The following is a 22,313-nucleotide window of genomic DNA, read 5'->3' as shown; positions in this document are numbered from 1 at the left end:
CGAGGCGTGATCAGTAACGGTGAGGCACAAAGCCCTTGGGCAGGCCTGCGGGTGGCAGCATGCCGTACAGCGTCTCGCCCGGCAGGCCGGCGGCCAGCGTTTCTCGCGCTGCAAGCAATCGCTCAATATCAATGCCGGTGCGCAGTCCCATGGCTTCGAACATGAAGACCAGATCTTCGGTCACCACATTGCCCGAGGCGCCGGGGGCATAGGGGCAGCCGCCCAGTCCGGCCTGGGAGGCATCGAAAGTGCGCACGCCCGCCTCATAGGCGGCCAGGCAGTTGGCCAGGCCCAGGCCTCGGGTGTTGTGCATATGCGCGGCGCCGGCCTTGTCGCCGAGATCGCTGCGCAGGCGTGTGAACAGGCGCTTGACCTGGGCCGGGTTGGCCATGCCCGTGGTGTCCGACAGTCCTGATTCGTCGGCGCCAGCGGCCACGCAGGCTGCAGCCAGAGCGATCACGTCGTCCTCGGGCACCAGGCCCTGCAGGGTGCAGCCGAAAGCGGTAGAGATGCCGGCCTCGATATGCACGGCAGGGGCCATCTCGTCGCGTAGCCTGGCGATGGCACGCACTTCCTCCACCATCTGTGCGGGCGTCTTGCGCACATTGGCCATGGAGTGCGCGGGGCTGGCCGATACGGGCAGCGTGATCTTGTGCGCACCGGCACGCATGGCGGCTTCGGCTCCCTTGAGATTGGGCACCAGGGCCATGATGGTGACGCCGGGGTGGGTGACGGCATGGCGCACGACTTCGGCGGCATCGGCCATCTGCGGCAGCAGTTTGGGCGAGACAAAGGAGCCGACTTCGATTTCCTGCACGCCCGCTGCCACCAGGGCATCGATCCAGGCGTATTTATGGGCCGTGCTCATGGTGGCTGAGATCGACTGCAGGCCGTCGCGGGGGCCGACTTCGCTGATCAGGAGATCGAAGCGGTGTGGGAATGACATGGTTGCCTCACTTGGATTTCATACTTGCATTGCGGCTGGCACAATGTTTTAATGGTGTTCTATCTAATAGAACTTAATTCTTTCTATTGAAATATTGCCTTGCGTCCTGATGCCCTGTCAAGCTGAGGGGCAGGAGTTTTTATGCCGCGTAAATCCCTGAATGAATCCGTAGCCGACGAGAATGCCGCGCCTGGAGGTGTGGCCGCAGTGGACCGCGCCCTCAGCGTGTTGAACGCATTCCAGGATGGCGATGCCGCGCTGAGTCTGGCCGAGCTGGCCGAGCGCACGCGTCTTTACAAGAGCACGGTGCTGAGATTGCTGGCCTCTCTGGAGCATGGGGGCTGGGTTCAGCGCCAGGATGACGGGCGCTATGCAGTGGGCTCGGCCGTGGCCAGGCTGCATGCGGTTTACGAGCAGAGCTTCTCACTGGACAAGCTGGTCATGCCGGTGCTGCGAGCACTGGTTCAGGCCACGGGCGAGAGCGCTGCCTACCATGTGCGCCAGGGGCGCGAACGCCTGTGTCTGTACCGCGTGGATTCGCCGCACCCGGTGCGCGACCATGCGCGCACCGGCGATCTGCTGCCCCTAGACAAAGGTGCGGGCGGGCGCGTGCTGGTTGCCTTCGATCCGGAACTGGGCGACTGGTTGAAGAAAAATCGCAACCACTATGCGCGTGTACGGGCCGATGGCTACGAAGCCCTGGTGGGTGACAGGCATAGCGAGATCGCCGGCATCTCGGCACCGGTTTTCCGCCGCAGCGGCGAGCTGGCGGCCGCCCTGACGCTGACCATGCCAGCGCATCGCTATGACGAGCGCTATGTCAAAAACGTGTTGCAGGCCGCGCGCGACCTGGGGGCGCAACTGCCGTAGCCACTGATGTCGCGGGATTCAGGCGCATGGTCAATGGTCGCAGGCAACGATGAAGTTGTGAATCACGGGCTTGTCGGCTCGGGCTGAAAGCCCAGCTCGCTGCGCACGCGCATAAAGCGGGCAAAGCGCGGCAGGCCGCTTTTTTCATGCAGGCCCTGATAGCGATAGGTGACCCAGCTGCCCAGCGGAGGCGGACTTTTGCGCATCTGGGCCGTCAGCCCGGAGCCCAGTGAAAACTGCCGGCCGTCCGGGGTCTGCACCAGCAGCGCCCCCGTCATGCCCCGCCATTGCCCGCGTCCGCTTTTGTAGCCTATGACCCGGGCTTCGGCATCATCGAAGGGCTTGAGCTTGAGCAGATCGTCGCTGCGGCCCGAGCGATAGGGTGCGCTGCCCTTGTGCAGCATCAAGCCCTCGCCGCCGCCTTTGATGACGGTACTCAGCCATTGCTGCAGCTCCGCTTCCGAGCCCAGCTTGCGCTGCTCCACCATCTGCACCCAGTCCTGGGCAATGGCGTCCACGGTGCGCTGCAGCAGCGGCAGGCGCTGATCAAAGCTGCCCGTAGCTGCGGGCAGATCGAACACCATGAATTTCATCTGGCGCCAGGCTCGGTCGTCGGGGATGGCCTGTGCCGTGGTGGATTGGGCATGGCCAAACCGGCCGCGACTGGCCCAGAGCTCGCCATCCATGGGGGTGGCTGGCCAGCCCCGGACAAACCACTCAGGCGCCGCGATCCGCTGCCCGCCACGGCTGACGAGCTGGTGGCCGTTCCAGTAGCCGCGCACGCCGTCCAGCTTTTCGCTGACCCAATAGTCCTGCAGCGGCAGGCCGCTGCGCCAGACCTGGGCCAGCATCAGCGAAGGTGGCTGTGCAGTGGTCTGGGCCAGTACGGCAAAGCCCAGGCAGAGACAGGCACAGACCAGCCAGCGGACGCATTCCTGCAGGGCTCGGTGCCGTGGTTCAGGCATGGCTATCTTCCGGTAAAGAGGCAGCTCATGCTAGAGCGCGAAGCCCCTGCTGTCGATGCGGACACGAAGCCTTGTCAAAAAACGTAGCTGTCAGCTCTTTATCTATAAGGGGTTGCGGCGATCTCATAAAAAAGCCGCTGCGGGCAGGCAGCGGCTTTTTCCTGGGACAAGGCCTTCAGTCGCGGCTGATGACCGCGCAGGCGATGCGCGCGCCGGCATTGCCCGTGGGCTGGGTGGTGTAGTCGTCGGGCTGGGCGTGGACGATGACCGCACGGCCTATGACATTGCCGGGGCCGGCCAGCAAGGTGATGTCCGCCGACTGTACGTTGACGGTGGCCACGCCGTTGGAGTCGGCCTTCAGGCTGGGCAGATCACCCATATGGTGCTGGGTCGAGTCATATTTGCCATGCGGATTTCCCGAGGGGTTGAAGTGGCCCGCAGCGGCATTGCCGTTGTCACCGCAGTCGCCCTTGTCGTGGATGTGAAAGCCGTGCTCGGAATTGGGCTTGAGGCCGTGAATCACGGCGTTGATCACGACCTGCTGACCGGTCTTCTGGGTGAATTTCACATCGCCGCTGACCTTGCTGCCCGAAGTAGCCTGCAATCTGGCGATGGCCTGGGCGGGCTGGGGTTCGGGGGTGCTGCAGGCCGTCAGGGCAGCAGCGGATGCGGCCAGGATGAGAAAACGATATGGCATGTAAGCTCCTCTTGAGTATTCGTCAGAACCTTAGATAAAACACTGTGAACCATAGCGTCAGTGCTCTCCTGCGCTTGTAGGGCAAGGGCCAAGATGTCGCACAAGGCGGCAAAAAAACAAAGCCCCGCAGGCCTCAGAAGCCTGCGGGGCTGGTGTCGTCAGAAGCAATGGGCTCAGACCTGATCGGCCGACAGGCCTGCGGTCTGGCTGAAGCCGCCGTCCACATAGGTGATCTCGGCGGTCACGCCAGAGGCCAGGTCGGACAGCAGGAAGGCCGCCACATTGCCCACGTCTTCGATCGTCACATTGCGGCGCAGGGGCGCAGCATCGGCCACGCGGCCCAGCAGCTTGCCGAAGTCCTTGATGCCCGAGGCAGCCAGGGTTTTGATGGGGCCGGCGGAGATGCCGTTGGCGCGGATGGCGCGGCCGTCGGCGGTGCGGCCCACGGCTTCGGCCAGGTAGCGCACGGACGCTTCCAGCGATGCCTTGGCCAGGCCCATGGTGTTGTAGTTGGGGATGGAGCGCAGGGCGCCCAGATACGACAGGGTCAGCAGCGAGGACTTGTCGTTCAGATAGGGCAGGGCTGCCTTGGCCATGGCGGGGAAGCTGTAGGCGCTGATATCGTGGGCGATCTTGAAGGATTCGCGGCTCAGGCCGTCGAGGAAGTTGCCGGCAATGGCTTCGCGGGGAGCAAAACCGATGGAATGCACAAAACCGTCGAACTTGCCCCAGGCATCGCCCAGGCCCTTGAACATGGCTTCGATTTGCTCGTCGCTGCCGACGTCGCAGTCAAACACCAGCGTGGAGTTGAAGTCGGCCGCGAACTCGGTGATGCGGTCCTTGAAGCGTTCGCCCACATAGCTGAAGGCCAGCTCCGCGCCTTGTTCGTGACAGGCCTTGGCAATGCCATAGGCGATGGAGCGGTTGGACAGAACGCCCGTGATCAGCAGCTTTTTACCGGCGAGAAAACCCATTGTTGTTCTCCAAAGAAAATTGAAAGAGACGATGGCTGCATCTGTGGCAGACGCGCCATCCTTGAAAACGTATCTGTACGAACTGGGTGCGAATCAGTCGGGGTAGGGCAGAATTGTCGCATGCGCCATTGGATGATTTGCTCAGCCCTGATTGTCAGCAGCCAAGTTGCCACACCTGCCATGGCAGCACATGGCTATGCGCTCTGGGGTCAGCCCAAGTATGCGGCCGACTTCAAGCACTTTGACTATGTGAACCCTCAAGCGCCCAAGGGCGGCGAGCTGCGCATGGTCAGCAATCTGCGCTATTCGACTTTCGACAAGTACAACCCCTTCACGATCAAGGGCTCGCCGCCTGCCTATCTGGCGGACATGCTGTTCGAGACGCTGCTGACTCCCAGTCTCGACGAGACGGCGACGGGCTATGGCCTGCTGGCCGAGGATGTGGAGGTGGCGGCCGACGGCCTGTCCGCGACCTTCAAACTGCGCAAGCAGGCACGCTTTCACAACGGCAAGCCGGTACTGGCTCAGGATGTGAAGTACAGCTATGAGACGCTGCTGAGCAAATATGTCTCGCCCGGCTACAAGACGCTGTTTGCCGAGGTGGCAGGCTGTGACGTGATCGACGAGCGCACGGTGCGCTTTCGCTTCAAAAAGCCCAATCGTGACCTGCCGCTGACCGTGGGCACCCTGCTGCCGGTGTTCAGCCGGGACTGGGGACTGGGCGCGGATGGCAAGCCCAAGGCCTTTGACCAGGTGGTGATGGACACGCCGATCGGCAGCGGGCCCTACAAGATCGGTCCGGTCAAGTTCGGCAAGGACATCAGCTATGTGCGCGACGCGGGCTATTGGGGGGCGGCCCTGCCGGTGCGTGTCGGCCTGGCCAACTTCGATCGCATCACGATCAAGATCTATAAGGATGGAACGGCGCGGTTGGAGGCGCTCAAGGCCGGCGAGTTCGATCTCATGCGCATCAATAGCGCGGGTGACTGGGCCAGGCGTCTGACGGGGCGGCGCTTTGCCTCTGGCGAGCTGGTCAAGGGCGCGTTCGAGAACAAGCTGCCCTCGGGCTTTCAGAGCTTCTTCCTGAACCTGCGCCGCGAGCAGCTCAAGGATGTGCGTGTGCGCGAGGCCTTGGGTCTGGCCTATGACTATGAGTGGATGAACCGCCAGATGTTCTACGGCGCCTACCAGCGCGTGCACGGGTTGTTCGGCAACACGGCGTGCGAGACCAGGGGCGAACCCACCGAGGCGGAGCTGGCCCTGCTCACCCCTTTCAAGACCAGCCTGCCGCCCGCCACGCTGGGGCCCATGGCCCAGCCGCCACGCACCGATACGGGCGACGGCCTGCGCGGCAATCTGCGCCGCGCGCAGAAGCTGCTGGCCGATGCAGGCTGGACGGTCAGGGACGGAGCCTTGCGCAACGCCGGCGGCGAGCCCATGGTGCTGGAATATTTGGACAGCAGCGAGAGCGGCGTCAAGATCGTCAGCAGCTGGATGCGCAATCTGGAAAAGCTGGGCATCACGCTCAAGGTGCGCAATGTGGACTACGCGCTCTATCAGCAGCGCATGGACAAATACGACTTTGACATCGTGACGCTGAACGTGCCCGGTACGCATAACCCGGGTCAGGAATATGCCGAGCTGTTTGGCAGCGCCGCCGCCGATGTGGAGGGCGCCTCGAACTATGTCGGCCTTAAGAGCAAGGCGGTGGATGCCATCATCGCCCAGATGGCTGCGGCCAAGTCCGAGCAGCAGATGCTGCCCGCCTGCCATGCGCTGGAGCGCATCATCGTGCACGGCCACTACCTGATCCCGCAGTACTACTCGGGCACGCACCGTATGGTCTATGACGCCTGGAGGCTGGCGCTGCCAGGGAAGATTCCGGCCTATTCGCCGGGCGAGCTATGGGCTGTCTATGCATGGTGGGCCAAGTAAAGTGGCCCCCACGCTCCACCGTTGCACGGGTCGCTGCCCCCCAAGGGGGCTGGCCTTGCTTGGGGCGGCCCGGCGCTGCGGCCATCGCCACCGCGGCTGAAAACAAGGGTTGATCGAAGATGTTTGCCTATATTCTCAAACGCATTTTGCTGATGATCCCCACGTTGTTGGGCGTGCTGCTGCTGACCTTTGTGGTCATCCAGTTTGTGCCAGGCGGGCCTGTGGAGCAATATCTGGCCGAGGCCAAGGCCGGCGCAGGTCGTGGGGCCGAGGGGGCGGCCATGAGCTATCGCGGCGGCCAGGGCGTGGATCCCAAACGCCTGGAGGAGATCAAGGCGCTGTACGGCTTTGACAAGCCGCCGGTCGAACGGTTCGTGCAGATGCTGGGCCAGTTTGCGCGTTTCGATCTGGGCACCAGTTTTTTTCAGAACAAAAGCGTCTGGGCGCTGGTCAAGGAAAAACTGCCGGTCTCCATCAGCCTTGGCCTGTGGACGTTTTTCATCAGCTATCTGGTGGCTGTGCCGCTGGGCGTGGCCAAGGCCGTGCGAGCAGGCTCACGCTTCGATCTGGCGACCACCATTGTGATTCTCATCGGCTATGCCATCCCGGGTTTTGTGCTGGGCGTGGCGCTGCTGGTCATCTTTGGCGGGCAGCTGCAGTGGTTTCCGCTGCGCGGGCTGACATCGGCCAACTTCGACGAGCTCAGCACCATGGGCAAGGTGGCGGACTATCTCTGGCATATCGCGCTGCCCGTTACGGCCATGGTGGCCGGCAGCTTTGCCGTGACAGCCATGCTGACCAAGAACTCGTTTCTTGAGGAGATCCGCAAGCAGTATGTGCTGACGGCCCGCGCCAAGGGCCTGTCCGAGCGCCAGGTGCTCTACAAGCATGTGTTTCGCAATGCGCTGATTCCCATCGTCACGGGCTTTCCCTCGGCTTTCATCGGTGCCTTCTTTGCCGGGGCGCTGCTGATCGAGACCCTGTTCTCGCTCGACGGTCTGGGTCTGCTCAGCTACGAAAGCGTGATTCGCCGCGACTTTCCCGTGGTGCTGGGCACGCTGTATCTGTTCACGCTGATCGGTCTGGTGACCAAGCTCATCAGCGATCTTTGCTATGTCTGGGTGGACCCTCGGGTCAAGTTTGACTGAGATATGCAAATAAGGCCTCAAACCCAACCCTCTAAAGCGCAAGCAGCTATGAATTCAGGAGTTGATGCCGTGCAGACTGTGTCTGCTGCCAAATCCGAGTCCCCGGGGCGCCGGGCCTGGAGGCGTTTCAAGTCCAACCGGCTGGGATTTGTCAGCCTGGTGATCTTCTCGGTGCTGGTGGTGCTCAGCTTGTTTGCCGAACTGCTGTCCAACGACAAGCCGCTCATCGTGCGCTATGAGGGGCAGACCTATTTACCGCTGCTGCACGATTACCCGGAAACCACCTTCGGGGGCGATTTCCATACGCCGACCGATTACCTCGATCCCTTCATCCGGCAAAGGCTTGGCGAGGGCGACAACTGGGCGATCTTCCCCCTCAACCGCTATGGCAAGTCCACCATCAACTACTTTGCCAAGTCGCCCAATCCTTCTGCGCCCTCGGCAGACAACTGGCTGGGCACCGACGACCGGGGGCGTGATCTGCTGGCGCAGCTCATCTACGGCTTTCGCGTCAGCGTGCTGTTCGGTCTGGCGCTGACGGCCGTGGGCGTACTGCTGGGCGTGCTGGCGGGAGCGGTGCAGGGCTTTTTTGGCGGCAAGACTGACCTGGCCTTTCAGCGCCTGACGGAAATCTGGGGCTCCATGCCCGAGCTCTACCTGCTCATCATTTTCAGTGCGCTGTTTGCGCCCAGTGTCTCGCTGCTGCTGATCCTGCTGAGCCTGTTCGGCTGGATGGGGCTGGCCGATTATGTGCGGGCCGAGTTCCTGCGCAATCGCCAGCTTGACTATGTGAAATCCGCCCAGGCGCTGGGTGCCAGCAATCGCTCCATCATCTTTCGCCACATCCTGCCCAATAGCATGACGCCGGTGATCACCTTTCTGCCTTTTCGCATGAGCGGGGCCATTTTGGCTCTGACCTCGCTGGATTTCCTGGGCCTGGGTGTTCCCCCGGGCACGCCCAGCCTGGGCGAGTTGCTGAGCCAGGGCAAGAACAATATCGATGCCTGGTGGATTTCCCTGTCCACCTTTGGCGTGCTGGTCATCACGCTGCTGTTGCTGACCTTTATGGGGGATGCCCTGCGCGATGCGCTGGACCCGCGCAAGCAGGCGCGTACCGAGGCTTCAAAGCGCGCAGGAGGCAAGCCATGAGCAAGGAGAAATACGAGGGACAGGCCGGCAGCAAGCTGCTGGCCGTGCACGATCTGAGCGTGACTTTTGCGGGCAAGCCCGTGGTTCAGGGCGTGAGCTTCGAGATGGCTGCCGGTGAAAAGCTGGCGCTGGTGGGGGAGTCCGGTTCGGGTAAGTCGGTCACGGCGCTGTCGCTGCTGAGGCTGGTGGGGGAGGCCCAATTGAGCGGGCAGGCGCTGCTGGACGGGCGCGACCTGCTGGGGCTTTCGGAGCGCGAGATGCAGGGGGTACGCGGTGGCGACATTGCCATGATCTTTCAGGAGCCGATGACGGCGCTGAATCCGCTGATGACTGTGGGCGCGCAGGTGGCCGAGGTGCTGCAGCTCAAGCAGGCCTTGAGTCGTGGCCAGGCCTTGACGCAGGCGGTGGAGCTGCTGGCCACGACCGGCATTCCCGAACCCGGGCGCAGGGCGCAGAGCTTTCCGCATCAGCTCAGCGGCGGGCAGCGTCAGCGCGCCATGATTGCCATGGCACTGGCCAGCCGTCCCCGGCTGCTGCTGGCCGACGAGCCGACGACGGCGCTGGATGTGACGCTGCGTGGCCAGATCCTGGATCTGCTGGCTGATCTGCAGCGACAGACCGGTATGGCCGTGCTGATGATCACGCATGACCTGAACCTGGTGCGACGCTTTGCCGACCGCGTGGCGGTCATGGAAAAAGGCGTTCTTGTGGAGCAGGGCGCCGTGTCGGAGGTGATGCAGAACCCACAGCATGCCTATACCCGCAAGCTGCTGGCCAGTCGGCCGGTGCGCAATGTGGTGGAGTCTGAGCCGGCTGGCGAGGCGGTCGTGGTGGAGACCCGGGCCTTGCAGGTGAGCTATGCCACGCCCTTGCCCGGCATTCGTGGCTGGTTCAAAAAAGGCGCATTCGTGGCGGTCAAGGGCGCGGATATGCTGCTGCGGCCGGGCCGTACCCTGGGTGTGATCGGCGAATCGGGCTCGGGCAAATCCACGCTGGCCCAGGCCGTGCTGGGACTGTTGCCTGCGACCGGGGAGCTGCAGGTGGCCGGCAGGCCCTGGCAGCAGCCGGCGATCCGCAACAGCGCGGCCAACCTGGCGCTGCGGCGCAAGATCCAGGTAGTGTTTCAGGACCCGTTTTCCTCGCTGTCGCCGCGCATGACGGTGGAAGAGATCGTCGGTGAAGGCCTGCAGATTCATGCCCCCGAGCTCGCTGCCGGGCCACGGCGCGAGCGTGTGCTCCAGATGCTGGAAGAGGTGGGTCTGAGCGAGGCCCAGTTCCCCGGCCTGCTGCAGCGCTATCCGCATGAATTCTCGGGCGGGCAGCGGCAGCGCCTGGCGATCTCACGCGCGCTCATCATGGAGCCTGAGGTTCTGGTGCTGGACGAGCCCACCAGTGCGCTCGATGTCACCATTCAGCAGCAGGTGCTGGCCCTGCTGCAGCGGCTGCAGAAGGAGCGTGGTCTGGCCTATCTGCTCATCACCCACGATGTGGACGTGATTCGCGCCATGGCCCATGAGGTGTTGGTCATGAAGAATGGGCAGATCGTGGAGCAGGGTGGCGTGCAGGCGGTGCTCACGGCACCGCAGCAGGCCTATACACGCCAGCTGGTCGAGGCCGCCGGAGTCGTTGCCGAGTCGGCGGTGTTCTGAAATTGATAGCGAGCAGTGCTTGCCCCTCAAAGGCTTGAGGCTTTGAATGCCCGCAATTGCTGTCGATTCGCTGATTCGTGAGGCGGGCATTCGCTGAAAAACACTGAATCCGCACTCGAAAGTTTGTATTTATTTGGCGCGAATTCTCTGGCTGTGGCCTAATTGATCCTTTTCAACCTCCCAATTGAGAATTCGACATGGGCAATAAGATCGTTACCGAAGCAGACCGCAAGGCCACTCCCCGTCCTCAGGCACCCAATGGCGTGACCCTGCCCACTCCCGGCCGTGGCCAGCGCGTGAGCCTGGAGCGTGGTTCGCACACTCGCAGCAAGAAACAGCCCGGCAAGCGCCACGGCTAATTCCTGCAGCAGGCCGCGCCCTGGTGTGCGGTCCGCAAAAAAGCCCTCGTCACTTCGGTGCGAGGGCTTTTTGCATTGTGCGCCTCTGGGCGCTGGCGGGCTTATCCCTGCAGATTCCTCAGCTTGCGGCGCAGCTGCTGCACTTCCTCGATGAGATCCGTGGTCAGGGCGGCGAGCTGGGGGTCGGCATCGAAGCTGTGCTCCAGCTGGGCAATGCGGCGCGCGCGCACCAGCGTCTGGCTGCTGAAGCGCCATTGCTCATGGCTGATCTCGCGGACCTGGCCGGCGTTGTCGTAGCTGATGACGCCTGTCTGCACATGTTCGATCACCCATTGAGGGCTGGTGCAGCAATGGCGGGCCAGCTCGTGCAGATCGAGCACGGCCTGTTCCAGCAGCTCGGCAGGTTCGTAGAAAGGGTAGTGGGAGGTACTCATGGGAAAACCTTTCAACTCAGGCTGCGGGCATCGAACTGCGGGAAGGCTTTGGCAAAGTCGGCATAGGCCTGCTTTTGCTCGGCCGTCGCGGCGGGCGGGAAGACCACATCCAGCACCAGATACAGATCGCCCGGCGCGGCCGCGGGCAGGCCCTTGCCCTTGAGACGCAGCTTGCGGCCCGAGCGATAGCCGGCGGGGACGGTGACTTCCAGCTCTCCGGCCAGCGTCTTGAAGCGCACGGGGCCGCCCAGCTCTGCCTCCCAGGGCGCGAGCGGCACACGCTGGTAGACATCCTTGCCCTCGGACCACCAGCGCGGATCGCTGCGAAAGTGCACCTCCAGCAGCAGATCGCCGGCAGCGCCCTTGCCAAGGCCGGGGTTGCCCTGGCCGGCAAGGCGAATCATCTGGCCTTCGCGCACCCCTTTGGGAATGGTGACCTGCAGCTCCTTGTCCTTGTAGGTGGGGATGCCCTGTTCGTCGAGTACGGTGGCACGCAGATGCAGCGAGCGCACGGCGCCGCTATAGCTGTCCTGCAAATCCAACTCTATGCTGGCATGCTGGTCCTGGCCGCGCATATCGGGGGTGCCGCGTGCACCTTGCTGGCCTTGATGGCGTCGCGCACGGGCGGCCTGGCCGAACATCTGCGAGAAGAAGTCGCTGAAATCGGCGTCGCTGCCGGCATCGCCCTGGCTGCTGAAGTGAAAGTCCTGCTGGTCCCAGTCTGGGGGCGGGCGAAAGCCTCCGCCACCCTGGGCTTTGGCATTTTGCGCAAACTGCATCTCGTCACCCATGGCGTCATAGGCTGCGCGCTTTTCGGGGTCGGAGAGCACGGTATTGGCTTCGTTGACCTCGGCCATGCGGGCGTCCGCATCTTTTTCCTTGCTGATGTCGGGATGGTATTTGCGGGCGAGCTTGCGATAGGCCTTCTTGATGTCGTCGGCGGAGGCCTTCCTGTCCACGCCAAGTATCTTGTAATAGTCCTTGTAATCCATGGAGTCACCAATCTTCTTGTTAAAAGAAGGGCGCAAGCCAGTTGCTCTGGCTGCAGCCATTGCCGCGCCCGGGTTCAGGAAAATAATAGGGATAGAGTGCGATGGCTTCAAGAGCTGCTGCGCAGATGGCCGGGGTGATGGCCGTAGCCTCAACCCTGGGCCGCATCTGGCGCTACCATTAGCGGATCAATGCAAGGGCGTGTGCGAAGGCCGGCCCAGAGTTTGTGAAATGAAACAAGAAATTACAAAGGCGCAGGAGTGGCTGGTGGTCTGCCTCTGCGCCGACTGGTGCGGAACCTGCAAGCAGTACCGACAGCCCTTCGAGGCGCTGGCGGCCCAGTTTCCGCAGATGCGTTTTGTCTGGCTCGATGTGGAAGATCGTGAGGATGTCGCCGGCGATCTGGACATAGAAACCTTTCCGTCCATTCTGGTGGCGCAGGGCGAACGGGCCCGATTCCTGGGGCCGGTGCTGCCGCAGACAGGGGTGCTGGCGCGGATGCTGCAATCCCTGCAGACGGACGCGGCGGCGAAGCCTTCACAGGAGCAGGATGCCCAGGAATTGCTGCAGCGATTGTTGCGCGCCGATGACCTGCAGGATGTCTTGCGCTGATTGCTGTTTTATGCGAGACACTTTTTGCGAAAACAATGGTTTGCGGCTACAATCACGGCTTCACGACCAAACGGGCGGGTACATACCGCCCGTTTTTTTTGGGCAATTCATGGCAAAACCTGTTTCTGACAGAGCTAAGTCCATGATTTGACAGATTTTTCGGGATTGAACTGAATACACGTGGCACTACAGCAAATCGTTGAACAAACCGTCACAGGTCTGGGCTATGACCTGGTTGAAATCGAGCGCTCGGCCGGCGGCCTGCTGCGCATCACGATTGATTTGCCTTGGCAGGCGCCAGAGGAAGGTGCGCCTGAGCTGCCCGAGCAGTTCGTGACAGTGGAAGACTGCGAAAAGGTCACGCGCCAGCTTCAGTTTGCGCTGGAAGTCGATGGTGCGGATTACGCCCGCCTGGAGGTCTCTTCTCCCGGCATTGATCGTTTGCTGCGCCATGAGCAGGACTTTATCCGCTTTGAAGGCTCGGAGGTGGATCTGACGCTAAAGGCTCCCATCGGGGCTGCAGGTGGGGACAAGATCAATGCAAACCGCAAGAAATTTCGTGGCACGCTGGAACGGACTGAAGAAGGTGGCTGGCAGATCGTCTGGAGCGATGAGCCGCCTCCCAAGCCGGGCGTGCGAGTCAGTAAGAAGCGTGAACCCGCGCCATTGAACGCCATGGGCTTTACGCTTGACGAGTTGCGCGAAGCGCGTCTGGCACCGATTGTGAATTTCAAAGGACGCGCAGCCAAGCCCGAATGAGGCGGCTGCAGCGTTGGAATCTTTTGGGGCAAAGAGGTCGCATGCAAATCCTCTTTGTGTGATTGAAATAGGAGAGTCGTCGCATGAATCGCGAACTGTTGATGTTGGTTGAAGCCATTTCGCGTGAAAAGAACGTGGAACGCGATGTGGTTTTTGGTGCAGTGGAATCCGCACTGGCGCAGGCCACCAAGAAGCTGTACCAAGGTGAAGTAGACATCCGCGTGTCCATCGATCGCGAAAGCGGCGACTACGACACCTTCCGCCGTTGGGTGGTTGTGTCTGATGATGCCGGTCTGCAGAACCCCGACGCCGAAGAAATGCTGATGGATGCGGAAGACCGCGTGCCCGGTATTCAGATTGGTGAGTTCATTGAAGAGCAGATCGAGTCGCTGCCCATCGGCCGTATCGGTGCCATGGCGGCCAAGCAGGTCATCCTGCAGAAGATTCGCGACGCCGAGCGCGAAATGCTGCTCAACGAATTCCTGGCCCGTGGCGACAAGATCTTCACCGGCACCGTCAAGCGCATGGACAAGGGCGACATCATTGTCGAATCCGGTCGTGTGGAAGGTCGACTCAAGCGCGGCGAGATGATCCCCAAGGAAAATCTGCGCAACGGCGACCGCGTGCGTGCCATGATCATGGAAGTCGATGCCACCTTGCGCGGCGCTCCCATCCTGCTGTCGCGCTCGGCCCCCGAATTCATGGTGGAGTTGTTCCGCAATGAAGTGCCCGAGATCGAGCAAGGCCTGCTGGAGATCAAGAGCTGCGCCCGTGATGCTGGCTCGCGTGCCAAGATTGCCGTGCTGAGCCACGACAAGCGCGTGGACCCCATCGGCACCTGCGTCGGTGTGCGCGGCACCCGCGTGAATGCCGTGACCAACGAGCTGGCCGGCGAGCGTGTGGATATCGTGCTCTGGTCCGAAGACCCCGCCCAGTTCGTGATCGGTGCTCTGGCTCCTGCCAATGTCTCTTCCATCGTTGTGGATGAGGAAAAGCATGCCATGGACGTGGTCGTGGACGAGGAGAATCTGGCCATCGCCATCGGTCGCGGCGGTCAGAACGTGCGTCTGGCCTCCGAGCTGACAGGCTGGAAGATCAACATCATGGACGCTGCCGAGTCTGCACAGAAGCAGGCCGACGAGTCGGCTGTCTCGCGCAAGTTGTTCATGGAAAAGCTGGATGTGGACGAGGAAATCGCCAACATCCTGATCGAAGAAGGTTTCGAGACCCTGGAAGAAGTGGCCTATGTGCCGCTGCAGGAAATGCTCGAAATCGAATCCTTCGACGAAGAGACGGTGAACGAGCTGCGTAGCCGCGCCAAGGATGCACTGCTGAGTCAGGAAATTGCTCGCGAAGAAAATGTGAGCAAGGCATCCGAGGATCTGGTCTCTCTGGACGGCATGACTGCCGAACTGCTGGACAAGCTGGCGCAAGCTGATGTGCACACCCGTGACGATCTGGCTGATCTGGCGATCGACGAGCTGACCGATATCACCGGTCAGACCGCCGAAGAAGCCAAGGCCTTGATCATGAAGGCGCGTGAGCACTGGTTTGCCGATGGGCAAGAGTAAGGTCAGGGAGGTACAGAACATTTATGTCGAGTAATACGGTTGCAGAATTTGCGAAAGAGCGCAACACGACCCCTGATTCCTTGCTGCAGCAGCTCAAGGCCGCCGGGGTTGAAAAGGCTGACGCAGCCGATGTGCTGACCGAAGGTGACAAGCAGCGTTTGCTGAGTCACCTGCAGGTCAGCCATGGCAGCGGCGCTAAGAAGATCACGCTGACCAAGAAGTCCACCAGCGAAATCAAGCAGGCGGATTCATCGGGCCGTGCTCGTACGATTCAGGTGGAAGTGCGCAAGAAGCGCACTTTCGTGAAGCGGGAAGACACTCCCGCCGAGGCTCAGGCCAATGCGGAAAGCATGGCTAAGGCTGTGCAGGAGCGTGCTGCTAGTCAAGAACTGGCACGCCGTGAAGAAGATGCTCGCCGCGAGGCCGAGCTGTTGAGCCATCAGGAAGAACAATTGGCCAAGGAACGTCAAGAGCGCGAAGAGCGCGAGCGCCGCGAGCGCGAAGCCGAGGAACGTGCTGCAGCCTATGCAGCCGCGGAAGTTGCCAAGGTGGCTGAAGCCAAGGCGGCTAAGGAAGAGGAAAAGCGCGAGCACGCCGCTGGCGCTGCCGCACGTGCTGCGGCCCAGGCCGAGGCACGCTCCAAGGCCGAAGCCGAATCCCAGGCAAAGGCGGCTGAAGAAGCCAGCCGCGCCAAGGATCTGGATGAACGCCGCCGCAAGGCCCTGGCCGAGGCGGAAGCCATCCGTGCCATGATGGCTGCTCCCAAGAAGGTACTGGTCGCCAAGAAGCCCGAGGAGCCCAAGAAGGCTGCTCCGGTCGCTGCGGATGCCAAGAAGCCTGTTGCAGCCAAGGATGGCAGCAAGCCCGCTGGTGCCGCTGGAGCGGCCAATGCAGGTGGCGGTGCCCGTCCCGGCAAGGAAGTCAAGTCCGCTAAGCTGTCTTCGAGCTGGTCCAACGACGCGGCCAAGAAGAAGGAAATCAAGACCCGTGGCGACAGCTCCGGTGGCGTGGCTGGCCGCTCCAACTGGCGCGGCGGCCCCAAGGGTGGCCGTCGTGGCAATGACCGTCACGAGCAGCAACAGCAGCAGGCTCCCGAGTTCCGTCAGCTGGAGATCTCGGTGCCCGAGACCATCACCGTGGCCGAGCTGGCCCACAAGATGGCCATCAAGGCGTCCGAGCTGATCAAGGTTCTGATGAAGATGGGGCAGATGGTCACCATCAACCAGCCGCTGGACCAGGACACCGCCATGATCGTGGTGGAAGAAATGGGCCACACCGCCAAGGTGGCAGCGCTGGACGACCTGGAGGCCTTCACCGATGAAGAAGTCTCCAGTGCCGAAGCCGAGCTGCTGTCGCGTGCTCCTGTTGTGACCGTGATGGGCCACGTGGACCACGGCAAGACCTCGCTGCTGGACTATATCCGTCGCACCAAGGTGGCGTCGGGCGAAGCCGGCGGCATTACCCAGCACATCGGTGCCTACCATGTGAAGACGCCTCGCGGCATCATCACCTTCCTGGACACCCCCGGTCACGAGGCCTTCACGGCCATGCGTGCTCGCGGTGCCAAGTCCACCGACATCGTGATTCTGGTGGCTGCTGCCGACGACGGCGTGATGCCTCAGACCAAGGAAGCCATCAAGCACGCCAAGGCGGCCGGTGTTCCTATCGTCGTGGCCATCACCAAGGCCGACAAGCCTGAAGCCAACCCCGACCGCGTCAAGCAGGAGCTGGTGGTGGAGGAGGTGCTGCCCGAAGAGTACGGCGGCGACTCTCCCTTCGTGGCCGTGTCCTCCAAGACCGGTCAGGGCATCGACGAGCTGCTGGAGCAAGTGCTGCTGCAGGCCGAAGTGCTGGAACTCAAGGCTCCCGTGGACGCCGCAGCCAAGGGTATCGTGATCGAAGCCCAGCTGGACAAGGGCCGCGGTACCGTGGCTACGGTGCTGGTGCAGTCCGGTACGCTGAAGGTCGGCGACGTGGTGCTGGCAGGCCAGACCTATGGTCGCGTTCGTGCCATGCTGGACGAAGACGGCAAGCAGACCAAGACAGCCGGTCCTTCCATCCCTGTGGAAATTCAGGGTCTGAGCGAAGTGCCTCAGGCCGGTGACGACTTCATGGTACTGAGCGATGAGCGCCGTGCCCGTGAAATCGCGACCTACCGCGCTGGCAAGTTCCGCAACACCAAGCTGGCCAAGCAGCAAGCTGCGAAGCTGGAAAATATGTTCGCCGAAATGTCCGCTGGCGATGTGCAGACTCTGCCCATCATCATCAAGGCGGACATGCAAGGCTCGCAGGAAGCTCTGGCAGCCTCGCTGCTCAAGCTGTCCACCGACGAGATCAAGGTTCAGCTGGTGTACTCCGGCGTGGGCGGTATCTCCGAGTCCGACGTCAACCTGGCGCTGGCTTCCAAGGCCATCATCATCGGCTTCAACGTGCGTGCGGATGCTCAGGCCCGCAAGACCGCCGAAGGCAACGATGTCGATATTCGCTACTACAACATCATCTACGACGCCGTGGATGAGGTGAAGGCTGCGATGTCGGGCATGCTGGCTCCCGAGAAGCGCGAAGAGATCATCGGTATGGCCGAGATCCGCACCGTGTTCGTGGCAACGAAGATCGGCACCATTGCCGGCTCGTACATCACGCAAGGTCACGTCACCCGCAACGCACACTTCCGTCTGCTGCGCGACAACGTGGTCATCTACACGGGCGAGATCGAGTCGCTGCGTCGCATGAAGGACGATGTCAAGGAAGTCAAGGAAGGCTTCGAGTGCGGTATCAAACTGCGCAACTACAACGACATCAAGGAAGGCGACGTGCTGGAAGTCTTCGAGATCAAGGAAATCGCTCGTACGCTGTAAAAGCAATAGCTGCTAGCGTCTGTTGCACAAGGGTTTGAGGTCGAAATCAACTTGAACTCCTTGTGCAGCAAGCGCAAATAGCTCCTTTTTTATTCATGGCAACCAAACGCAAATCTGCTGCTCCCAACCGCAGCTTCAAAGTTTCCGACCAGATCCAGCGTGATCTGTCGGAGCTGATCGCCCGCGAGTTGAAGGACCCGCGCGTCGGCATGGTCACGCTGCAAGGCGTGGAGGTGACTCCTGACTATGCCCACGCCAAGGTGTTCTTCAGCGTGCTTGTCGGCGATCCCGAAGTGACGCTGGCTGCACTCAATCAGGCCGCAGGCTTTCTGCGCAACGGCCTGTTCAAGCGTCTGCACATTCATACTGTGCCCACGCTGCATTTCGTCTACGACCGCACTACAGAGCGCGCTGCCGACATGAACGCCTTGATCGCCAAGGCTGTGGCGTCGCGCGGACCCGAACAGGAATAAGCACATGAACGCCCCTCGCACCCGGGTGCAGCGGCGCCCTGTGCATGGGGTGTTGCTGCTTGATAAACCGCTGGGCTGGTCCAGCAACGACATCTTGCAGAAGGTCAAGTGGCTGCTGCGCGCCGAAAAGGCCGGGCATACAGGCACGCTTGATCCGCTGGCCAGTGGCGTGTTGCCGCTGTGTTTCGGCGCTGCCACCAAATTCAGTCAGCTTCAGCTCGAAGCCGAGAAAACCTACGAGGCCATTGCCCGCCTGGGCCAGACCACGACCACGGCCGATGCCGAGGGCGATGTGGTGCTGGAGCGTGCCGTCGATCTGGCCGCCATCACGCCCGAGCGCCTGGCGCAGGTGCAGGCGCAGTTCACGGGCGACATCAAGCAGGTGCCGCCCATGCACAGTGCGCTGAAAAAGGATGGCAAGGCGCTCTATGAATACGCCCGTGCGGGCGTGGAAGTGGAGCGCCCCGCACGCGATGTCACCATTCATGCCTTGGAGCTGACGCTGGTGCAGGACGATCAGGGGCATCCGGCCGTCAAGATGAGAGTGACCTGCAGCAAGGGCACTTACATCCGCACATTGGGCGAAGACGTGGGCGAGGCCCTGGGCTGCGGTGCCCATTTGCGTTTTCTGCGCCGTGTGGAAACCGGCGGTCTTGAAGTGTCGCGCTGCGTGACGCTGCAGGCGCTGGAAGCCATGAACGATGAACAGCGCATCGCGCAGGTCCTGCCTGTCGATACCCTGCTGCATCGTCATGCCGTCGTCACCTTGGGTGAACAGGATGCAGGACGCTTTCTATCAGGCTTGCGCCGTCGAGGGTCTTGGGCGGATGCCCCGGCCGTGGCGGTGTATGGTGAGCGCCCGCATGCCCTTTTAGGGGTAGGCCGTGTGGCGAGCGGGGAGTTGATCCCCGAGCGCTTGCTCAGTCCGCTAGAAATTCAACAAATTTTGGAAGGAACGCCGCGTCCACAAGCAAGCGGCATTTTGGAAACATTATGAGCAAACAAATCCGCAACATTGCGATCATCGCGCACGTTGACCACGGTAAGACCACCATGGTGGACCAGCTGCTGCGCCAGTCCGGCACTTTTGCCGAGCACGAAAAAGTCGTCGACACCGTGATGGACAACCATGCCATCGAACGTGAGCGCGGCATCACCATTCTGGCCAAGAACTGTGCCGTGTCCTGGAAGGACACCCACATCAACATTCTCGACACGCCCGGTCACGCGGACTTCGGCGGTGAAGTGGAACGTGCCCTGTCCATGGTTGACGGCGTGGTGCTGCTGATCGATGCGCAGGAAGGCCCCATGCCCCAGACGCGCTTCGTGACCAAGAAGGCTCTGGCCCTGGGTCTGCGCCCCATCGTGGTGGTGAACAAGGTGGACAAGCCCGGTGCCAACCCCGACAAGGTGATCAACGCCGCTTTCGATCTGTTCGACAAGCTGGGCGCCACCGACGAGCAGCTGGACTTCCCCGTGGTCTACGCCTCCGGCATCAACGGCTGGTCGTCCAAGGAAGAGGGCGAGCCCGGCGCCAAGTGGGGTGAGGACATGTCCGCCCTGTTCGACACCATCCTCGACCATGTGCCTTCCGTGCAAGGCGATGCCAGCGCTCCCCTGCAGCTGCAGGTCTCCGCTCTGGACTACTCCACCTTCGTGGGTCGTATCGGCGTGGGCCGCATCACCCAGGGCACGCTCAAGCCCGGTCAGCAAGTGGCTGTGATGGCCGGTCCTGACGGCAAGACCTACAGCGGCAAGATCAACCAGGTGCATACCTTCCAGGGTATCGATCGCGTGCAGGCCACCGAAGCCGGTCCTTCCGAGATCGTGCTGATCAGCGGTATCGAAAACATCGGTATCGGCGAAACCGTCACCGACCCGGTCAATCCCCAGCCTCTGCCCATGCTGAAGATTGACGAGCCCACCCTGACCATGAACTTCTGCGTGAACACCTCGCCCCTGGCAGGTCGTGAAGGCAAGTTCGTGACCAGCCGCCAGATCTGGGACCGTCTGCAAAAGGAACTGCGCTCCAACGTGGCTCTGCGCGTCAAGGAAACCGACGAAGACGGTATCTTTGAAGTCTCCGGCCGTGGTGAACTGCACCTGACCATCTTGCTGGAAGAAATGCGTCGCGAAGGCTACGAGCTGGCAGTGTCCAAGCCCCGCGTCGTGATGCAGATGATCGACGGCGAAAAGCACGAGCCCATCGAGCTGGTGACTGCCGACATCGAAGAAGGCCACCAGGGCGGCGTGATGCAGGCACTGGGCGAGCGCAAGGGCGAGCTGGTGAACATGGAACCCGATGGCCGCGGTCGCGTCCGTCTGGAATACCGTATCCCTGCCCGCGGCCTGATCGGTTTCACCAACGAATTCCTGAACCTGACACGTGGTTCCGGCCTGATCGCCAACATCTTCGACAGCTACGAACCCCATAAGGGCGACATCGGCGGCCGCAAGAACGGCGTGCTGATCTCCATGGACGACGGTGAAATCTTCACCTACGCCCTGGGCAAGCTGGACGACCGTGGCCGCATGTTCGTGAAGGCTGGCGATCCCGTGTACGAAGGCATGATCATCGGCATCCACAGCCGCGACAACGACCTGGTGGTGAACGCCACGCGTACCAAGCAGCTGACCAACTTCCGCGTCAGCGGTAAGGAAGACGCGATCAAGATCACGCCTCCCATCGACCTGTCGCTGGAATACGGTGTGGAATTCATCGAAGACGACGAGCTGCTGGAAATCACCCCCACCAGCCTGCGCGTGCGCAAGCGTCACCTGAAGGAGCACGACCGCAAGCGTGCTTCGCGTGATGCGTAATTCACAAGCCCAGGCTGTGAATCCAGAAAAAGGCCCTTCGGGGCCTTTTTTTATTGTCCCCAGGCCGTCTCAAGGCAAGAGGCGGCAACAGGCAGTGGGCTAGCGTGGGGCGTCCTTTTCATGCCTGTGCAGCCAGCTCGCAAACCTGCTGCACCAGCCACTGCGCCATGGGTGAAAGGCTGCGCCCGCGCTGCCAGACCACGCCATAGCTCGAAGTCATGGCCGGCACCTGTGGCACCCTCACGGCCTGTAGCTGTCCGCCTTGCAGCCAAGGACGCACCGCAGGTTCGATCGCGGCCAGCACGGTATCGGTTTGCAGCGTCAGCTGGATCAGGCTGTTGACGTCGTCGCACTCCACCGAGAGCAGATGCTTGTTCTGGTCCAGCTGCAACTGGGCGCACAAGGCATCGCGCACGGGCTGGGGCAGACGCACGGCAGCTAGGCCATGGGCATGCAAATGGGCCAGCGTGAAATCGGTTTGCGCGGACTGCAGCAGCGGATGGCCGCTGCGCACATACAGGCCGCCGGGCTGGGGGGGCAGGGCGCGTACCGTGCAGTCGCTGCCAGCGGGCAGCTCACGGGTTTCGGCCACGAAGAATTCGATCTCATCGTCCTTGAGGCGCTGCAGCAATTGTTGCCAGTTTCCCATGATGGCGCGCACATGTACTCCAGCAAAGGCTTTGCGGGCCTGTTGCAGCAGTGGCGGCAGCAGGAACTGAGCCGGAAACGGGCCAAAGCCGCAGGCCGTGTCCCCCATCTGCCGATCTCGATAGAGCTGCACATCGCGTTGCAGATTGCGGCTTTGGCGCACGAGCTCACGGGCGCGCTCCAGTACAAACTGGCCAGCTGCTGTGGGACGAACCTCTCCCGCACCGCGCTCGAAGAGCTTCATCGCAAATTCTTCCTCTGCCGCCTGCACGCTGCGCGTCAGTGCGGGCTGGCTCAGATGCAGCTGTTCGGCTGCGCGAGCGTAATTAGCCTTGTCGGCCAGCATGACCAGATGCTGCAGTCGGCGTATGTCCATGGCGATGAGTCCAATGCATTGAAATTTCTCAGACTATGCATTGGACGCAATGCATGGCGCTGCCCAGAATGCGACAGCAG

At 61.9% G+C, this 22,313-nt stretch carries 20 protein-coding genes; 13 read left to right on the top strand and 7 right to left on the bottom strand.

All coding sequences use genetic code 11. From position 1 onward, the window contains the following. Nucleotides 1-10: 10 nt before the first annotated feature. Nucleotides 11-946, bottom strand: coding sequence for a hydroxymethylglutaryl-CoA lyase (locus tag F3J24_RS20980; RefSeq protein WP_167010326.1), 936 nt, complete (start codon nucleotides 944-946; stop codon nucleotides 11-13). A 141-nt stretch (nucleotides 947-1,087) separates the two neighbouring features. Between F3J24_RS20980 and F3J24_RS20975 the strand changes: the two genes are divergently transcribed. After that, on the top strand, nucleotides 1,088-1,816 hold the full coding sequence (locus tag F3J24_RS20975) for an IclR family transcriptional regulator (protein ID WP_167010324.1): 729 nt from the start codon (nucleotides 1,088-1,090) through the stop codon (nucleotides 1,814-1,816). A gap of 62 nt (nucleotides 1,817-1,878) precedes the next feature. On the opposite strand, the gene F3J24_RS20970 is transcribed toward F3J24_RS20975, so the two are convergent. From F3J24_RS20970 to fabI, 3 genes are all read right to left on the bottom strand, one after another. Then, on the bottom strand, nucleotides 1,879-2,781 hold the full coding sequence (locus tag F3J24_RS20970; RefSeq protein ID WP_255498943.1) for a DNA ligase: 903 nt from the start codon (nucleotides 2,779-2,781) through the stop codon (nucleotides 1,879-1,881). 175 nt (nucleotides 2,782-2,956) lie between these two features. Beyond that, complete coding sequence (locus F3J24_RS20965) at nucleotides 2,957-3,478, bottom strand: superoxide dismutase family protein (RefSeq protein WP_003056373.1); 522 nt, start codon at nucleotides 3,476-3,478, stop codon at nucleotides 2,957-2,959. A 173-nt stretch (nucleotides 3,479-3,651) separates the two neighbouring features. Further along, the gene (fabI, locus tag F3J24_RS20960; RefSeq protein ID WP_043372156.1) at nucleotides 3,652-4,452 is read right to left on the bottom strand and encodes an enoyl-ACP reductase FabI; all 801 of its coding nucleotides are present in this window, start codon (nucleotides 4,450-4,452) and stop codon (nucleotides 3,652-3,654) included. Between the two features lie 120 nt (nucleotides 4,453-4,572). On the opposite strand from fabI, the gene F3J24_RS20955 reads away from it, so the two are divergent. From F3J24_RS20955 to F3J24_RS20935, 5 genes are all read left to right on the top strand, one after another. Continuing rightward, complete coding sequence (locus F3J24_RS20955; RefSeq protein WP_167010322.1) at nucleotides 4,573-6,387, top strand: extracellular solute-binding protein; 1,815 nt, start codon at nucleotides 4,573-4,575, stop codon at nucleotides 6,385-6,387. A 119-nt stretch (nucleotides 6,388-6,506) separates the two neighbouring features. Then, a complete protein-coding gene (locus F3J24_RS20950; RefSeq protein WP_167010319.1) occupies nucleotides 6,507-7,535 on the top strand; it encodes a microcin C ABC transporter permease YejB in 1,029 nt (342 codons plus the stop codon). Between the two features lie 48 nt (nucleotides 7,536-7,583). Further along, nucleotides 7,584-8,684, top strand: a complete 1,101-nt coding sequence (locus F3J24_RS20945) for an ABC transporter permease (RefSeq protein WP_167010317.1) — start codon at nucleotides 7,584-7,586, stop codon at nucleotides 8,682-8,684. Next, the gene (locus F3J24_RS20940) at nucleotides 8,681-10,333 is read left to right on the top strand and encodes an ABC transporter ATP-binding protein (protein WP_167010315.1); all 1,653 of its coding nucleotides are present in this window, start codon (nucleotides 8,681-8,683) and stop codon (nucleotides 10,331-10,333) included. The genes F3J24_RS20945 and F3J24_RS20940 overlap by 4 nt, the downstream gene beginning before the upstream one ends. 197 nt (nucleotides 10,334-10,530) lie before the next feature. Continuing rightward, complete coding sequence (locus F3J24_RS20935; RefSeq protein ID WP_003056362.1) at nucleotides 10,531-10,692, top strand: hypothetical protein; 162 nt, start codon at nucleotides 10,531-10,533, stop codon at nucleotides 10,690-10,692. Between the two features lie 101 nt (nucleotides 10,693-10,793). Here F3J24_RS20935 and F3J24_RS20930 read toward each other — a convergent pair whose 3' ends face one another. Together F3J24_RS20930 and F3J24_RS20925 are read right to left on the bottom strand one after the other, a co-directional pair. Next, nucleotides 10,794-11,126: a chaperone modulator CbpM gene (locus tag F3J24_RS20930; RefSeq protein WP_034369449.1), complete on the bottom strand. Its 333-nt coding sequence runs from the start codon at nucleotides 11,124-11,126 to the stop codon at nucleotides 10,794-10,796. Nucleotides 11,127-11,137: 11 nt separating this feature from the next. Next, complete coding sequence (locus F3J24_RS20925; RefSeq protein WP_167010313.1) at nucleotides 11,138-12,118, bottom strand: DnaJ C-terminal domain-containing protein; 981 nt, start codon at nucleotides 12,116-12,118, stop codon at nucleotides 11,138-11,140. 229 nt (nucleotides 12,119-12,347) lie between these two features. Here F3J24_RS20925 and F3J24_RS20920 point away from each other — a divergent pair, with 229 nt between their 5' ends. From F3J24_RS20920 to typA, 7 genes are all read left to right on the top strand, one after another. Continuing rightward, nucleotides 12,348-12,728: a thioredoxin family protein gene (locus tag F3J24_RS20920; RefSeq protein ID WP_167010496.1), complete on the top strand. Its 381-nt coding sequence runs from the start codon at nucleotides 12,348-12,350 to the stop codon at nucleotides 12,726-12,728. A gap of 180 nt (nucleotides 12,729-12,908) precedes the next feature. Beyond that, nucleotides 12,909-13,487 carry a ribosome maturation factor RimP gene (gene rimP / locus F3J24_RS20915; RefSeq protein WP_003080490.1) on the top strand — a complete coding sequence of 193 codons (579 nt, stop codon included), beginning with the start codon at nucleotides 12,909-12,911 and terminating at the stop codon, nucleotides 13,485-13,487. Between the two features lie 83 nt (nucleotides 13,488-13,570). Next, the gene (gene nusA / locus F3J24_RS20910) at nucleotides 13,571-15,058 is read left to right on the top strand and encodes a transcription termination factor NusA (RefSeq protein ID WP_003056354.1); all 1,488 of its coding nucleotides are present in this window, start codon (nucleotides 13,571-13,573) and stop codon (nucleotides 15,056-15,058) included. 23 nt (nucleotides 15,059-15,081) lie between these two features. After that, entirely contained in the window at nucleotides 15,082-17,916 is a 2,835-nt protein-coding gene (gene infB, locus F3J24_RS20905; protein ID WP_167010311.1) for a translation initiation factor IF-2, read from the top strand. A 95-nt stretch (nucleotides 17,917-18,011) separates the two neighbouring features. Next, nucleotides 18,012-18,389, top strand: coding sequence for a 30S ribosome-binding factor RbfA (rbfA, locus tag F3J24_RS20900; protein ID WP_003056352.1), 378 nt, complete (start codon nucleotides 18,012-18,014; stop codon nucleotides 18,387-18,389). A 4-nt stretch (nucleotides 18,390-18,393) separates the two neighbouring features. Beyond that, a complete protein-coding gene (gene truB / locus F3J24_RS20895; protein WP_167010309.1) occupies nucleotides 18,394-19,386 on the top strand; it encodes a tRNA pseudouridine(55) synthase TruB in 993 nt (330 codons plus the stop codon). Next, nucleotides 19,383-21,209: a translational GTPase TypA gene (gene typA, locus F3J24_RS20890; protein WP_003056350.1), complete on the top strand. Its 1,827-nt coding sequence runs from the start codon at nucleotides 19,383-19,385 to the stop codon at nucleotides 21,207-21,209. The genes truB and typA overlap by 4 nt, the downstream gene beginning before the upstream one ends. Before the next feature lie 118 nt (nucleotides 21,210-21,327). On the opposite strand, the gene F3J24_RS20885 is transcribed toward typA, so the two are convergent. Next, nucleotides 21,328-22,233 (bottom strand): LysR family transcriptional regulator, encoded by a 906-nt coding sequence (locus F3J24_RS20885; protein WP_167010307.1) that lies wholly within the window; start codon nucleotides 22,231-22,233, stop codon nucleotides 21,328-21,330. Between the last annotated feature and the right edge of the window lie 80 nt (nucleotides 22,234-22,313).

Source organism: Comamonas sp. Tr-654 (assembly GCF_011752915.1).
GTDB lineage: Bacteria > Pseudomonadota > Gammaproteobacteria > Burkholderiales > Burkholderiaceae_C > Comamonas.
This window is presented reverse-complemented; position numbering and strand designations above follow the sequence as displayed.